We start from the raw sequence: 15,448 nt of genomic DNA, 5'->3' as shown, positions 1-15,448 counted from the left end.
AAAATCGTTATGTTTTGCCAATCAATATTTCTATTTAAATAATGATATAATACAAGTAACAAATGAAAGAGAGAAAATTATGATTATTATTAGAAATATAAAATTAAAAAATGACGACGAAAACGAATTGAAGAAAAAAATCTCTAAAATGATTGGAATGAAAAACTTCAATTATGAAATCTACAGAAAATCAATTGATGCTAGGAGGGGAATTCTGTTCAACTACCAAGTTATCGTTGATGTTGATTTGTCTGATAAAAAAATAAAATCAATCAAAAATTGCGAAAGATATCATGAAGAAGATTTTAACCTAGAAGATGTCGATAATTCGAAAAGCGTCACAGTTGTTGGAAGTGGTCCTGCGGGATTGTTTTGTGCGTATTTATTAGCGAAAAATGGAACTAAGGTGAAAGTTATTGAACGAGGAAGCCAAGTATCCAAAAGAGTTGAAGATATCAACAAATTCCTGGATACTGGTAAGCTAAACACAAACAGTAACGTGCAATTTGGTGAAGGAGGAGCTGGAACTTTTTCTGACGGCAAATTAACTGCACGTTCCAAAGACAAAAGAGTCAGGGAAGTTTTGAAGACATTTGTTGACTACGGCGCTCCAAGTGAAATCATGTACGACTCCAAGCCACACATCGGAACTGATGAATTACAAAAAGTAATCGTGAATATGAGAAATGACCTTATAAAAATGGGTTGCGAATTTGAATTCGATACATTAATCGACAATTTGGAAATTGAAAAAGAAAAATGTGTGGGAATAAAATCGCATAATAGAAAATTTCAATCTGACTGTTACGTTTTGGCTCTTGGCAATAGTTCAAGAGATACTGTGATGATGTTAGCCGACAAAATTAAAATGACGAACAAACCTTTTGCGGTTGGTTTTAGAATTGAGCATCCACAAAAAATGATTGATTTTGCACAATATAAATGCGATAGAGATCTTCCAAGTGCGACTTATCAGCTTTCTTATTCTGAAGAAAACAAAAGAGGAGTGTACACTTTCTGTATGTGTCCAGGCGGATATGTAATCAATGCTTCTAGTGAAGAAAATGAATTGTGCGTCAATGGTATGAGTTTTCACAAAAGAGACGGCAAGAACGCAAATAGTGCGATTGTGTGCGGTATAGATGAGAATACTTACGGACATAATTTGTTAGATGGGATTAGATTTCAACAAGAAATCGAACGCAAGGCTTTTGAATTGGGAGGATCCAATTACAATGCACCAGTTCAATTGGTAAAAGATTTTATGGATGATAAAAAATCTGAAAAAATCGGAGAAGTTGAACCGACTGTAAAACCGGGATATGTTTTGAGCAATTTGAATGATATTTACCCAGAGCATGTTACAAATTACATTAAAACTGCGATTAAAATGATGGACAACAAGCTTCACGGATTTTCAATGGATGATGCTATACTCACAGGAGTTGAAACGAGAACATCGTGTGCAGTGAGAATGGATCGAGATGATTTGTTAAGAAGCGAAAATGTTGATAATTTGTATGTGATTGGCGAAGGTAGTGGATATTCTGGAGGAATCGTGTCAAGTGCTATTGATGGATTGAAGGCTGCTGAAGTTATTCTTACATCCAAATTATCCAAATAATTTAAAAAGCTAAATTATTGGGTATATTTATTAAAGATAAATTTTTAATTAATTTGAAGAGGGGAATAAAATGATACTTTGTATAACTGCAAATCCTGCTATTGATGTGATTTACGAAATGGATGAGCTGGATACTAATGGAGTAAATGTAGTTGATGATGCGTATAAAACGCCTGGAGGCAAAGGGATAAATGTGTCCAAAGTTTTGGATTTGTTGAGAGCAGATTTCATGGTTACAGGCTTTATCGGAGGAAGTAATGGAGATTATGTAATCGACAAGTTGGACGATGTGAATATCAAGCACGATTTTATTTTTACAAATGTCGACACAAGAAACTGTATTAGAGTGATTCATGGCGATAAGCAATTTGAAATCTTTGAAAAAACTAACAAAATTGATTCTAGATTTGAAAGAACTTTTATGTCACTTATAAAAGAAATCGGAAAAAATTACAATATAGCAGTAATCAGTGGAAGTTTGATGAACGGTTTATCCGAAGATTTTGTCGAAGAAACTATGGATATTCTAAAAGCTAATAGCAAGATTATTTTGGATACAAATGGACAAGTGACTAAAAAAGTTTTGAAAAATAATTATAAACCATTTGCTATCAAGCCTAATTTCTACGAATTTAAGGAAATCATTGGTTTAACAGAAGATATTTCTTCAGAAGATTTCATAAAAAAAGATTCTGAGTATTTGAAGAACATCTTTGAAAACGAGTTGTTAGATGATATTGAAATAGTTTTGGTTACCAATGGAAAATACGGAGCGATTTTAAAATACAAAGATAATTTGTACAGGATTTCTGTTCCTCAATATAAAATACAAAGAACTGTCGGAAGTGGAGATGCTACTGTGGCAGGCCTCGCGAAATTCTTGGATGAGGGAGAAGGCGTAATGGAAACTGTTTTGAAGGCTTTATCTCTTGGCGTATTAAATGCCAGAGTTTCAGAAGTTGAAAAATTGGACGCAGATAAAATAAACGAAGTAGCAGAACAAATAAATGTTGAATTATTATAGAAGATTTACGCATCAAAAGTTTTTTTGGTGCTTTTTTCTTGCTCAAAAATTTGTATTTCTGATATAATAGCTGTAAAGAAAATAAAAGGAATAAATTTGCTTGACTTGTGATCATTTGTATGGTAAATTTATTCTCAACATTAAAAATTTTTAACAAAGTTTTTATTTATTTTATGAGGAGGGTATTATGCAATTTATCGGCGAAGGATTAACATTTGATGACGTACTTCTAGTACCAGGTCCATCAGAAGTGTTACCTAATGAAACTATCTTGAAAACAAGATTAACTAAAAAAATTGAATTGAACATTCCTATGATGTCAGCAGGAATGGACACTGTAACTGAGTCAAAAATGGCTATCGCTATGGCGAGACAAGGCGGGATCGGAATTATTCACAAGAACATGACTATTGAAGAACAAGCAAGAGAAGTAGATAGAGTTAAACGTTCAGAAAATGGAATAATTACTGATCCTTTTTACTTATCTGCAGATGACAAAATCGTTGATGCTTTGAAATTGATGAGTCATTACAGAATTAGCGGTGTACCTATAGTTAATGATGAAATGACTTTGGTCGGAATCCTAACTAACAGAGATGTTAGATTCGTAAAGGACGAACAACTTCCAATTGGAGATGTTATGACTAAGGACAATTTAATAACAGGTCACGAAAACATATCAATGGATGAAGCCTTGGAAAAAATGATGAATGCTAAGATTGAAAAACTTCCAATTGTAGATGAAAACTTCAAATTAAAAGGTCTTATCACTACAAAAGATGTTGAAAAAACAATCCAATATCCAAATTCAGCAAGAGATTCACAAGGAAGATTATTAGTTGGTGCAGCTGTTGGTATCACTAATGATATGATTGAAAGATGTCAAGCTTTAGTAGATGCAAAAGTTGATGTCGTAACTATTGATACAGCTCACGGTCATTCAAGAGGAGTTTTGAATGCTGTCAGAAAATTAAAAGAAGCTTTCCCAGATCTTCAAATTATCGCAGGTAATGTTGCAACAGCAGATGCTACAAGGGATTTGATAGAAGCTGGGGCAGATTGTGTTAAAGTTGGTATCGGACCTGGATCTATTTGTACGACAAGAGTTGTAACAGGTATAGGTGTTCCTCAAATGACAGCTATAATCGAATGTGCGAAAGAAGCTGATAAACACGGTATTCCAATCATCGCCGATGGTGGTATTAAATACTCAGGAGATATTACAAAAGCATTAGCAGCAGGTGCATCTGTTATCATGGCAGGTAGCTTGTTCGCTGGTACTGAAGAAAGTCCTGGAGAATTAGTTGTATTAGAAGGTAGACAATACAAAGAATACAGAGGAATGGGTTCGCTTGGAGCTATGAAAGCTGGAAGTGGAGACAGATATTTCCAAAATAACACTAAAAAATACGTTCCAGAAGGAGTAGAAGGTAGAGTTGCTTACAAAGGATCTGTTGCAGAAGTTGTTTATCAATTAGTTGGTGGACTTCGTTCAGGTATGGGTTATGTAGGAAGTAAAGACTTAGTTGAATTAAAAGAAAAATCAAAATTCGTGAAGATTTCTCCAGCAACACTTGTAGAAAATCATCCACATGATATTACAATTACTAGAGAATCTCCAAACTATACAAAAAAATAGGAGCAAACAATGGATATTAGATTAATAATGGGAAGCAGTTCAGATATTGAAGTTGCAAAAAAAGTTACTAAAATGTTGAAAAAATTTGATCTATCTTATGAAGTATCAGTTATTTCAGCACACAGAGCATTGGATGTTTTAAAAGAAACTGTTGAAAAAGACGACTGCAAAGTTTACATCACAATCGCTGGCAAAGCAGCACACTTAGGTGGAGTAACAGCAGGAATGACAACAAAACCAGTTATAGGAATTCCTGTAAAAGGATCTGCACTTGCTGGAATGGATGCTTTGTATTCAATAGTTCAAATGCCTAAAGGAGTTCCAGTTGCAACTGTAGCAATCGATGGTGGAGAAAATGCAGCTATCTTAGCAGCTCAAATGATTGCTTTGTCTGACGAAAAACTAGCTCAAAAATTAAAAGATTACAAAGAAGAAATGAAACAAGGTGTCATTGATTCTGACAGGGAGTTAGAAGAAATATAATGGGATTAACTTACAAAGATTCTGGTGTAGATAAAGAAAAAGGCTACGAAGAAGTTCAAATCATAAAAGAAATCGTAAAGAAAACTCATGGAAAAGAAGTTCTAACAGGTATCGGTGGATTTGCTGGTTTATTTAAACCAGAAATCTCCGATATGAAAGAACCTGTATTGGTTAGTGGAACTGATGGCGTTGGAACAAAAATCAAATTAGCCATGGAACTAGACAAACACGATACAGTTGGTATTGATTTGGTTGCAATGTGTGTTAATGATGTTTTGTGTCAAGGGGCAAAACCATTGTTTTTCTTGGATTACATCGCTACAGGAAGTTTAAAACCAGAAAAAATGGCGGATTTGGTTCGTGGTGTAGCGGAAGGTTGCACTCAATCAGAATGTGCATTAATTGGTGGAGAAACTGCCGAAATGCCAGGGTTATACAAAGAAAATGATTATGATTTGGCGGGATTTGCAGTTGGAATCGTAGACCGCGAAAAAATAATTGACGGAAGTAGCATTAAGGAAGGAGACGTTGCAATATCTCTATCTTCAAGCGGAGTTCACAGCAATGGATTTTCACTTGTAAGAGCAGCATTGGATATGGCAAATGTGAAATTATCCGACAAATTTGAAGATACTACAGTTGGAGAAAGACTTTTGGTTCCTACGAGAATTTACGAAAAAGAAATCTCAGCTTTATTAAAAGAAGTTCAAATCAAAGGAATTGCTCACATCACAGGTGGTGGATTGTACGAAAACGTGCCTAGAATGTTGCCTGAAAATATAGGAATAGAATTTGACTTAAAAGAATCAGAGATTGATCCTGTGTTCAAAGCTATTCAAGAATGGGGAAATGTCGAAACAAAAGAAATGTTCTCCACATTTAATATGGGAATTGGAATGGTAGTTGTAGTAGATGCAAAAGATGTGGATAAATCTCTTGAAATATTACAAAAAATAGATCCAAAAGCAAAAAAATGCGGAGTTTGCAAACAAACAGAAACAAAAGTTGCGATTAATCTAGACTAATGTAGGAATTAATCAAAATTTTCAAAAATAATTCTGGGTCAAAAAAGTGAGGGAGAATATGTCGAAAAAATTTATTTCATTTGTTGATGAAGGTCTTTTGAATATGACTTATACTTCCAGGTTACAATCATACTTGGAAGGAAATGTCGTGGATGTAAATCCTTTCGATCTTTTTGATGTGGAGACTCCACTGGCTATAAATTCCGGATATTCCAAGAAAGATATTTTAAATGATTTTGGGTTGTACACTGATATGGTTCATTTGAAAAAATCGTTGTATGGAATTGATTACATGTATATAGGAATGGATCAAAAAGGAATTGGAAGTATTTTGGGAAGTGAAACCAAGATGACTGAAAAAGGAGATTCATTGACATCGGTGTATGCGCTTGATGATTACAAAGATTTTTCTAAAATGGAAAATATCGATATAAAATCTAGCGAAACTGTGGTAAATTTTATTGAAAAAGCTAAAAAAACAAAAGAAGCAATGAGAGGAATCACCATATTTGGTGCTGTGACAGGACCTCTTACGACAGCATCAGGAGTTAGACCTGTGGAAAAACTTCTTCGTGATACTCGAAAAAATAAGGAAGAAATCAAAAAACTGTTGGAAATGTGCACAGATTATACTATAGAATTTGTAAAGATTTTTACAGAAGAAGTAGGTGGATGTTTTTTCAAAATTGCTGATCCAGTTTCTTCGTTGAATGTCATCAGTAGGAAACAATACGATGAATTCACTCAACCTTACATGGAAAAATTATCAGATAGTGTGTACGAAATCACTGGAATTAAGCCTATGGTTCATATCTGCGGCAAAACAGATAAAGTGTGGGAAAATTTCAGGGACAGTAGTTTTTCAAGATTTTCTGTGGACAATATCGAAGATATCGGAGAATTGAAAAATAGTTTGGGCGACAATATGATAATCGAAGGAAATATTGCGCCTATGGATATACTATTGAATTCGAATCCAGAGACTGTGAGAAACGAAGTCAAAACACTTTTGCAAAAGGCGTCAGACAGTCCAAAAGGATACATTCTAAATGCAGGATGTACTGTTTGTGATAACACTCCAATTGAAAACATTGAAAGCTACATCAGAGCTGTGTGTGAATTTGGAAAAGATGCTTCAATTGGAAATTTGCCAAAAGGATTGACCAATATATAAATTTATAAAATCAACAACCATTTATTTTTCAAAATTAAATGGTTGTTTTTGAATTGAAAAATGTATCCAAATATTGTGATATCAAGACTTGATAATACTTTTATGGTATAATATGTGAGTATTGGAGGGATTTAGATGTTAACAGTTAACAATTTAAGTGTCATATTCCCCGATAAAAAATTATTTGAGGATGTTAACCTAATTTTTAATCCAGGTAACTGTTACGGAGTTATTGGTGCGAATGGTGCTGGGAAATCTACATTCCTCAAAATTTTATCCGGAGAAAAAGAGCCTACAAAAGGCAATGTCACGATAGATAAGAACACAAGATTATCAAAACTTAACCAAGATCACTACGCTTTTGAAGAAAACAGCGTAATGGATACAGTTTTGATGGGAAACAAAAAGCTTTACGATATCCAAAAAGAAAAAGATGCTATATACATGAAGCCAGATTTCAGCGATGAAGATGGAATGAGAGCAGCGGAATTAGAAGCAGAATTCCAAGAACTTGGAGGATATGAAGCAGAAGCGGAAAGTTCATCTTTGCTGCAAGGTTTGGGAATAACGACACAACAACATTTTATGTTGATGAAAGATTTGAAAGAATCTGACAAGGTAAAAGTTTTATTGGCACAAGCTTTGTTCGGAAATCCAGGAATATTGCTACTAGACGAACCTACAAATGGTTTGGATTTGAAGGCAATATTGTGGCTTGAAGACTTTCTGATGGATTTTCCAGGAATTGTAATTATAGTATCTCACGATAGATATTTCTTAAATGAAGTGTGTACTCATATGGTCGATGTCGACTACGGAAAGATTAATATGTTTGTTGGTAACTACGATTTCTGGTATGAATCAAGCCAACTTGCACTTCGAATGCAAAAAGAACAAAACAAGAAAAAAGAAGACAAAATCAAAGAACTTCAAGATTTCATTCAAAGATTTTCTGCCAATAAATCAAAATCAAAACAAGCTACAAGTAGGAAGAAACTTTTAGATAAAATCACATTAGATGACATTAAACCATCTAGTAGACGTTATCCATTCGTTGGATTTGAACTTTCAAGAGAAGTTGGTAATGAAATTCTAAATGTAGAAAACTTGACTGTAGAACAAAATGGCAACAAGCTTATCGATAATTTGAGCTTCAGAGTAAACAAAGGAGATAAGATTGGATTCATCGGAAACGAAATTGCAATCACGAAATTCTTCGAAATAATCAACGGAAACGATGATGATTATACAGGAGAATACAAATGGGGACAAACTATAACTCACACGTATTTTCCAAAAGATAATACTAGGTTCTTCGAAGATTGCGATTTGAATTTGATTGATTGGTTGAGACAATTCAGCGAAGAAAAATCTGAAATTCACATCAGAGGATTTTTGGGAAAGATGCTTTTTTCAGGTGATGAAGCTTTGAAGAAAGCCAACGTTCTTAGCGGGGGCGAAAAAGTCAGAATGATGTTTTCCAAAATGATGGTAACACCAGCCAATGTCTTGGTGTTCGACCAACCTACAAACCATTTGGATTTGGAAAGTATCGAAGCTGTAAATAACGGTTTGATTACATTCAAATCAAACATTTTGTTCACATCACTCGATCACCAATTTGTATCTTCTGTTGCAAATAGAATTATTGAAATATTTGATGACGGAACTTATCGTGACGTATCAATGAATTACGAAGACTATATAGAAAAATATTTAACTAATAATTAGGAGTAGAAATGAAACATCAATTAGTTATTGTAGTAGATTTTGGAGGACAATATAATCAACTAATCGCTCGCCGTGTTAGAGATTTGAACGTGTACTGCGAAGTTGTTCCTTACAAAAAAGCATTGGATGTTATCAAAGAAAAACAACCAATCGGGATAATCTTTACAGGTGGACCAAACAGTGTTTACGAAGAAAATTCTCCACAAATCGACAAAGAAATTTTTGAATTAAATATTCCTATTTTGGGAATGTGCTACGGAATGCAACTTATCTCCAAAGATTTTGGTGGAGTTGTTGAAAAGGCAAAAAATCGTGAATTTGGTAAAACTAATGCCAAAATTGCAAATCAAAGTTCTATCTTAAAAGATATGAGCGACGAAAGCATCGTGTGGATGAGTCACACTGATTTCGTATCAGAAAAACCAGAAGGATTTGACATCATTCAAATAACGGATTCTTGCCCAGTAGCAGCAATTGCAAATGAAGACAAGAAAATCTACGCTGTTCAATATCACCCAGAAGTTAATCATACAGTTGAAGGTAAAATACTTATCAAAAACTTCCTTTATGAAATCTGTAAAGCAGACGGAGATTGGACAATGGAAAACTTCTTGGAAGAACAAATCCAAAAAATCAGAAAAACTGTAGGCGACAAAAAAGTTTTGTTGGCATTATCAGGTGGGGTAGACAGTTCTGTATGTGCATCACTTTTATCAAAAGCTATCGGCAAAAATTTGACATGTGTATTCGTTGACCATGGTTTGATGAGAAAAAATGAAGGCGACGAAGTTGAAGCCGCATTCAAAAATGACGAATTGAACTTTGTAAGAGTAGATGCAAAAGACAGATTCCTAGATAAATTAAAAGGTGTATCAGATCCAGAACAAAAGAGAAAAATCATCGGAGAAGAATTCATCAGAGTATTTGAAGATGAAGCTAAGAAAATCGGATCTGTAGATTTCCTAGCACAGGGAACAATCTATCCAGATGTAATAGAATCTGGACAAGGCGATGCATCCGTTATCAAATCTCACCACAACGTTGGAGGACTTCCAGATGTAGTTGATTTCAAAGATTTAATCGAACCACTTCGTGATTTATTCAAAGACGAAGTTAGAAGATTGGGATTAGAATTAGAAATGCCAGAATATTTGGTATATCGTCAACCATTCCCAGGACCAGGACTAGGAATCAGAGTAATGGGAGAAATCACTGAAGAAAAATTAGAAGTGTTGCGTGAAGCAGACTATATATTCAGAGACGAAGTCGCAAAAGCAGGAATCGACAAAGACATCAACCAATACTTCGCAGTAATCACTAACAATAGAACGGTTGGGGTAATGGGAGATTTCAGAACTTACGATTACACATTGGCACTAAGAGCTGTAACAACAACAGACTTCATGACAGCCGATTGGGCGAGAATCCCATACGAAGTATTAGATAAAACTTCAGTAAGAATAATCAACGAAGTAGACCACATCAATAGAATAGTTTACGATATAACAAGTAAACCCCCAGCAACAATTGAATGGGAATAGTCGCAAAAAAATTAAAAGCTTTTTAAAATCAACGGTTACAGAGAATCAAAAACTGTAACTGGGATTAAAATGGGAACATTTGTAAAAAAGAATAAACTGAATAATTCTTCCAAGTGGTTTGCATTTGGGCAAAAAATTAGACCGTAGTTTGAAGCTACGGTCTTTTTAAAAATAATAATTACGTTATACATACTACTTGATACGTAGTAAGTTTGGTGATATACTTTAGATAATCAGATACGGGGGTGTTGATAATGGGTGATGATTTAGAGAAAAATATTCCTTTGACGGAAACGATGTTTCTAGTTTTACTAACAATGCTAGAAGAAAACTATGGCTATAAAGTTTCACAAGAAGTCGAAGAAATAACAGGAGGAAGAATTGTTTTAGGGCCAGGTACACTGTATGGTGCGATAAACAATCTTAGCAAAAAAGGCTGGATCAAGTTAGTTGATAAAGATAAGGAGAGTGGAAAAAAAGTCTATATAGCAACTGACATTGGAAAAAAATTAGTCTTATTAGAGATTGATAGGATGAGAACTTTAGTCTTAGAGGGGGAAAAGAAATTAAAGAAGGAGGGAAATTATGAATAAAATAAGAGTTTTTATGAATCCAATAGAAGGCAGAGAAAAATACATTAATCAAATTGCAAGTGAAGGGTATCGTCTCGTAAAAAGTGGATCAATTTTACATGAATTTGAAAAAACTAATTCAGATCACAAATATTCAGTACAGTATGTCGGATATATGAGTAATACAGAAAGAAAAAAATACTCTGATTTTTTAAAGGAAATGAATTTTAAAGTTTTTACTGCTCCACTTAATATTGGAAAGTTTAGTTTAGGCAACGTGAAATTAAGACCTTATAACTCACCTAAAGGTATGATAGCGACTTATCCTGGTATGATTAATAAGGAAATCTTGTTAATTGAATCAGATGGAAATAAAGAAATTCCAGTTTTTTCAGATAGGGAGAGTAAGAATTTAGATATTAATAGGAGAAAAGCACCATATTATTATCTTATCACTACCTCTGTTCTTTTGATGGTCTTAGGTTTATTTAAAATAATTGATTATAAATCAATAATTTTAGGAACATTTTTATTTATATTAGCAAGTCATGGCTTATATAAATTGTACTCAATTAAAGAAAAGTAAAGGAGAATATATTGTAATTACAGGAGTAGGAACAAATGGATTTATAGTATCAGTTTATCCAGGAGGAGGTTCAAGATAATGAAAAAATTAATAATAATGTTAGATTTTATATCTGGTCCACTTTGGAAGGATATATATGATACAAAAAAGAAAGAATTAGTTACAGGAATAGATGTTGTTGACGATGACGAATATATCCAAAAACTAAATAATGAAATTTCGAATTTATATTCATCATACTATAAAATCAATTACAATGATGAACCTGTGTATTTTGATAAGGAAAAAGAGAAAAAAGATAAATACAAAATGCTTGACCTGCTTGAGAAACTTATTAAAAGACTTGACGAATTAAATGATGGCTCTTTTGAAATTGATGATAGAGAGACTGAGAGGGTTAAAAATTTATAATGAAAGAATTAGATGAAGTAAGATTGAAAGAGGATTACAAAGAAATAATTAAAGGAACAAAGGGAACGATTGTTTTACTTTATAATGATAAAAATTGTGAAGTTGAATTTTTTGATAAAGATGGAGATACAATAGATGTATTCATGACTCCTTTAAAAAAATTAGAACTAATAAATTCATTCTAATATAATTTAAATTTTTGTGAATAGAGCTTGTGAGGAATAAATCATACAAGCTCTATTATTATATCCATTTGAATAAATTACTTTTGTTAAGTACCATGTCTTCTATCGTTAAATTGAAAAGGATAGGGTAAATTCATCAAGAGAACTATGTAAATCTAGTTTTTCAATAAATACGTAATATTACGATACAGCTCAAGATTTACATTTCTGTATTTAAATTTAATTCCGGTACTGGGACGAGACTAAAAATTTGAAAACATCCTATAATTAGGTAGATTTAGTGATACTCTAAAAAATAGAATATAGTATTCTGAATGGTTTGGGATATATCGGACGTTTGGAAAAGAAGAGTGGGAATAAATTTGCGGTCTAAATGGCGTATTAAACTTGTTTAGTCGCCTCACAACCTCGACGTACTAATTGTACGACTCGACTGCGAGGCTCCTCATCGGCGTCTAATCCATCCATTTATTTCCGCAAATTGTTGTAGCATTTTAAATGGTGAACTAGGCTTGTCTCGAAAGCACCTCATTGCGGCGTACTTGAGTAGTTTCTTTTATAGATTGATTGATGATAGATTGGGGAAATAAACGAGAAAATCGCCAGTGAATTTTCAATGACAAGGATATAAATATATAAATTCATATTGTACAAGAATCAAGTATATGATAATATAGTTTAATAATTACAATATTTAAACAGGAGGATTGAGTATATTGTCTAAAATTAAATTGTGGTTTTTTAATCATAAGAATTTTTTAAGGATGTCAAGATTTTTAATTTTAACAGTGTCGCTTCTTTTAGTTACCTGGATTTTTGATTATCAATATATTGCAATTAAATCTTATATTCCCAAACAACTATTGCTGTCGGTTGAAGTTTCGGTAGATTTCCTTTCTAATATATCTGGAATATTTCTGACTATAAGTACTTTTTGTTTTACAATTATTGTCACTGTACTTAATAAATATAGCAGTAGCATATCACCTAGGATGCTTCAGAGTTTCATAGATAGGACCGGAGTTCTTGGTTTATATGGTATATTTGTAAGTGGTTTTTTCTACTCGGTAATCAGTATCCTATTATTGCAAGATATTGCTCCAGACCAACATGTTGTCGCTGGAAGTCTTGGAATTGCTTATTCCATAATTGCGATGCTAAGTTTTATCGCTTTCTCAAGACAGGTTCTTGATAATATAAAGGTATCAAATGTTATAGAATATATTTTTAATGACTGCGAGAAACTTATTGATAAAGAGGTAGAACTAAGAAAAAAAGCTAAGCATTATGAAGTAGATGACGAATCTACAAAGTTATCAATTGTAGCTGAGAGTTCAGGTTATTTATTTGAAATAAAAGCAGATGAGATTTTTAAAGAGCTTAATGGCATAAAAGCAGAACTTGCTATAAACAAGAGAATTGGTGAATACACAACCAAAGGCGAAACCTTAGGAGAATTAAATATATTCCAATGCGAGTTAGATGATGATGAAAAAAAAGAATTAAAAGAAAAATTAAGTCCATTGTTTATAATAAATGCTTACAATAATAGAGAAGAAGATTATCACCGTGGAATTGTAAACTTAACCGAAATTGCGAATATGGCGCTAAGTCCTGGCACAAATGATCCAAATACTGCAATAATTTGTATAAATAAAATGTCATCATTGCTAGGGAAACTATTATCTGCAGGCAATCATTTTATAATCATGAAAGAGGACGAAGATGTAAAAATAATTTATCAAAGTTATTCTGTGGAGGATGAACTATATCTTGGTTTCAGCCAGATAATTTCCTATTCAGCAGGTGATCCTTTGGTTACAAAAGCGATTTTAGAAGGAATTTTTATAATATATACAATGGCAGATATAGATGCTAAAAAAAGCATAAAAGAATTTTTTGATGATAGTTATGAAATTTTAATAGAAAATTTTACTCACGAAATTCATTTGGATATTTTTAAAAGAATAAAAAACAAAATGGAAGAGCACGTAAGCTTATAGGAAAATGAGACAATGTTTTTAAAAAAATAGAAAATGATTCCAAACTAAAAAATCTACATGATAGATTTAATAATTATAGATCTACAAATTATATTTCTAAGGGATTGGGACTGAAAATCTGAAAACAGCCTATAATTAGATGGATTTAGTGATACTCTAAAAAATAAAATCTAGTATTTTGAATGGTTTGGTATACATCGGACGTTCGGAAAAGAAGAATTATTGATTAAAGGATAAGCATAGGCTTGTCCTTTTTACGTGGGAAAAATATTGTACTAGGAATGAAATAAACTCATTAAAATAGTCGCGGTGAATATTTATGATACAATATTTTGAAACTAATAATTATTTATCATTTATATCACGAATACGCAAGTTATATTAACTTAGTGATTAATGCTGAAAATCATAGAATTATGTTATGTTAGTTTTAGTTTCTTGTAGCAACGGCAGGAATTATTGTATCATTGTGGCATAGAAAGAAGGGATAAAAATGTTGAATGAAAATATTAAATCACTAAGAAAACAAAATGGATTGTCACAAGAAGAATTAGCAAATAAAATGCACGTTGTCAGACAAACAGTATCGAAATGGGAGAGAGGATTGTCCGTTCCTGATTCGGATTCTTTGATAAATTTATCGGAAATCTTACACACATCTGTAAGTGTTCTATTAGGTGAAAATATAGAAGAAACACAACAAACAGAATTAGATAAAATATCGGAGAAACTCGAAGAAATTAATCTGCAATTTTTCGAAAATAAACAAAAGAAAATTACGATTTACAGAAATATCTTTATCGTAGTTGATGTTTTAATTGTTTTTGTATTCTTAGTGTTGTTTTTCATGAAAAGTAGCTATTTACAATGGGACACGACAGATTCAAATACAGCAGTAATGAAATTCATATTGCAAAGTTTCGAATGGGGATTTGTCAGAGTTGCACCACTAATTCTTGTGATTTGCACAATTTGTGCTTATATTTTTAATAAGAAATTAAAAGCAATGTTTGTGTCGTGTAATTAGCATATTTCAGAAAAAATGGCAGATAGTTTTCATTTTTCAGTAAACATAATATCAAGAGAAAAAGGAAAAAGCGCAGTAGCAAGTACGGCATATATAAGTGGAGAAAAAATAAAAAATGAATGGGACAGAGTAACCTACGACTATACAAGGAAAAAAAGTATTAGTAAAAAATATAATATTACCTGATCATATACCAAAAGAATTTAATGATAGGTCGACCTTATGGAACAAAGTAGAAATGGCAGAAAAAAATTCTAATGCACAATTAAAAAGACAATTAATAATAGGACTACCCAAAAAATTATCTTTAAGTGAAAACAAAAACCTAGTTGAAAAATTTATAAAAGAAAATTTAACATCACAAGGAATGATAGTAGATTATGCAATTCATGATTAGAGTCAAGACAAAAATGGGTAATAATC

The 15,448-nt window shown here is 32.6% G+C and carries 14 protein-coding genes and 1 pseudogene; all 15 read left to right on the top strand.

The features are described 5' to 3' along the window. Positions 1-79 precede the first annotated feature (79 nt). Positions 80-1,624, top strand: a complete 1,545-nt coding sequence (locus tag GKG00_RS01220; protein WP_154253843.1) for an FAD-dependent protein — start codon at positions 80-82, stop codon at positions 1,622-1,624. 70 nt (positions 1,625-1,694) lie between these two features. Continuing rightward, the gene (locus tag GKG00_RS01215) at positions 1,695-2,648 is read left to right on the top strand and encodes a hexose kinase (protein ID WP_154253841.1); all 954 of its coding nucleotides are present in this window, start codon (positions 1,695-1,697) and stop codon (positions 2,646-2,648) included. Between the two features lie 187 nt (positions 2,649-2,835). Then, positions 2,836-4,287 carry an IMP dehydrogenase gene (gene guaB, locus GKG00_RS01210; RefSeq protein ID WP_094210186.1) on the top strand — a complete coding sequence of 484 codons (1,452 nt, stop codon included), beginning with the start codon at positions 2,836-2,838 and terminating at the stop codon, positions 4,285-4,287. 9 nt (positions 4,288-4,296) lie between these two features. Next, the gene (gene purE, locus GKG00_RS01205; protein WP_094205267.1) at positions 4,297-4,770 is read left to right on the top strand and encodes a 5-(carboxyamino)imidazole ribonucleotide mutase; all 474 of its coding nucleotides are present in this window, start codon (positions 4,297-4,299) and stop codon (positions 4,768-4,770) included. Beyond that, entirely contained in the window at positions 4,770-5,795 is a 1,026-nt protein-coding gene (gene purM / locus GKG00_RS01200; RefSeq protein WP_094208221.1) for a phosphoribosylformylglycinamidine cyclo-ligase, read from the top strand. The genes purE and purM overlap by 1 nt, the downstream gene beginning before the upstream one ends. Positions 5,796-5,853: 58 nt before the next feature. Continuing rightward, positions 5,854-6,969 carry a uroporphyrinogen decarboxylase family protein gene (locus GKG00_RS01195; RefSeq protein WP_154253839.1) on the top strand — a complete coding sequence of 372 codons (1,116 nt, stop codon included), beginning with the start codon at positions 5,854-5,856 and terminating at the stop codon, positions 6,967-6,969. A 135-nt stretch (positions 6,970-7,104) separates the two neighbouring features. Further along, positions 7,105-8,700 (top strand): ATP-binding cassette domain-containing protein, encoded by a 1,596-nt coding sequence (locus GKG00_RS01190; protein WP_154253837.1) that lies wholly within the window; start codon positions 7,105-7,107, stop codon positions 8,698-8,700. Positions 8,701-8,708: 8 nt separating this feature from the next. After that, positions 8,709-10,241, top strand: coding sequence for a glutamine-hydrolyzing GMP synthase (gene guaA, locus GKG00_RS01185; protein WP_154253836.1), 1,533 nt, complete (start codon positions 8,709-8,711; stop codon positions 10,239-10,241). Positions 10,242-10,495: 254 nt separating this feature from the next. Further along, positions 10,496-10,834: a helix-turn-helix transcriptional regulator gene (locus GKG00_RS01180; RefSeq protein ID WP_102164260.1), complete on the top strand. Its 339-nt coding sequence runs from the start codon at positions 10,496-10,498 to the stop codon at positions 10,832-10,834. Further along, positions 10,827-11,399 (top strand): DUF2812 domain-containing protein, encoded by a 573-nt coding sequence (locus GKG00_RS01175; RefSeq protein ID WP_154253835.1) that lies wholly within the window; start codon positions 10,827-10,829, stop codon positions 11,397-11,399. The genes GKG00_RS01180 and GKG00_RS01175 overlap by 8 nt, the downstream gene beginning before the upstream one ends. Positions 11,400-11,477: 78 nt before the next feature. Then, positions 11,478-11,810 carry an RNA helicase gene (locus GKG00_RS01165; RefSeq protein WP_102164262.1) on the top strand — a complete coding sequence of 111 codons (333 nt, stop codon included), beginning with the start codon at positions 11,478-11,480 and terminating at the stop codon, positions 11,808-11,810. Continuing rightward, positions 11,810-11,995, top strand: a complete 186-nt coding sequence (locus tag GKG00_RS01160; RefSeq protein ID WP_154253833.1) for a DUF4926 domain-containing protein — start codon at positions 11,810-11,812, stop codon at positions 11,993-11,995. Before GKG00_RS01165 ends, GKG00_RS01160 begins: the two co-directional genes overlap by 1 nt. Positions 11,996-12,711: 716 nt before the next feature. Next, the gene (locus GKG00_RS01155; protein ID WP_241673629.1) at positions 12,712-13,998 is read left to right on the top strand and encodes a DUF2254 domain-containing protein; all 1,287 of its coding nucleotides are present in this window, start codon (positions 12,712-12,714) and stop codon (positions 13,996-13,998) included. Between the two features lie 493 nt (positions 13,999-14,491). Next, on the top strand, positions 14,492-15,025 hold the full coding sequence (locus GKG00_RS01150; RefSeq protein ID WP_154253832.1) for a helix-turn-helix transcriptional regulator: 534 nt from the start codon (positions 14,492-14,494) through the stop codon (positions 15,023-15,025). Positions 15,026-15,040: 15 nt separating this feature from the next. After that, a pseudogene (locus GKG00_RS01145) lies at positions 15,041-15,419 on the top strand (MobA/MobL family protein); the annotation flags it as partial. Positions 15,420-15,448 lie beyond the last annotated feature (29 nt).

This window comes from Finegoldia sp. BIOML-A1 (assembly GCF_009678325.1).
In the GTDB taxonomy this organism is placed as follows: Bacteria; Bacillota; Clostridia; order Tissierellales; family Peptoniphilaceae; genus Finegoldia; species Finegoldia magna.
This window is presented reverse-complemented; position numbering and strand designations above follow the sequence as displayed.

What these genes read in the sequence shown, in the direction of transcription:
- GKG00_RS01220 (WP_154253843.1), top strand. Translation starts at nt 80, where the DNA reads ATGATTATTATTAGAAATATAAAATTAAAAAATGACGACGAAAACGAA.
- GKG00_RS01215 (WP_154253841.1), top strand. Translation starts at nt 1,695, where the DNA reads ATGATACTTTGTATAACTGCAAATCCTGCTATTGATGTGATTTACGAA.
- guaB (WP_094210186.1), top strand. Translation starts at nt 2,836, where the DNA reads ATGCAATTTATCGGCGAAGGATTAACATTTGATGACGTACTTCTAGTA.
- purE (WP_094205267.1), top strand. Translation starts at nt 4,297, where the DNA reads ATGGATATTAGATTAATAATGGGAAGCAGTTCAGATATTGAAGTTGCA.
- purM (WP_094208221.1), top strand. Translation starts at nt 4,770, where the DNA reads ATGGGATTAACTTACAAAGATTCTGGTGTAGATAAAGAAAAAGGCTAC.
- GKG00_RS01195 (WP_154253839.1), top strand. Translation starts at nt 5,854, where the DNA reads ATGTCGAAAAAATTTATTTCATTTGTTGATGAAGGTCTTTTGAATATG.
- GKG00_RS01190 (WP_154253837.1), top strand. Translation starts at nt 7,105, where the DNA reads ATGTTAACAGTTAACAATTTAAGTGTCATATTCCCCGATAAAAAATTA.
- guaA (WP_154253836.1), top strand. Translation starts at nt 8,709, where the DNA reads ATGAAACATCAATTAGTTATTGTAGTAGATTTTGGAGGACAATATAAT.
- GKG00_RS01180 (WP_102164260.1), top strand. Translation starts at nt 10,496, where the DNA reads ATGGGTGATGATTTAGAGAAAAATATTCCTTTGACGGAAACGATGTTT.
- GKG00_RS01175 (WP_154253835.1), top strand. Translation starts at nt 10,827, where the DNA reads ATGAATAAAATAAGAGTTTTTATGAATCCAATAGAAGGCAGAGAAAAA.
- GKG00_RS01165 (WP_102164262.1), top strand. Translation starts at nt 11,478, where the DNA reads ATGAAAAAATTAATAATAATGTTAGATTTTATATCTGGTCCACTTTGG.
- GKG00_RS01160 (WP_154253833.1), top strand. Translation starts at nt 11,810, where the DNA reads ATGAAAGAATTAGATGAAGTAAGATTGAAAGAGGATTACAAAGAAATA.
- GKG00_RS01150 (WP_154253832.1), top strand. Translation starts at nt 14,492, where the DNA reads ATGTTGAATGAAAATATTAAATCACTAAGAAAACAAAATGGATTGTCA.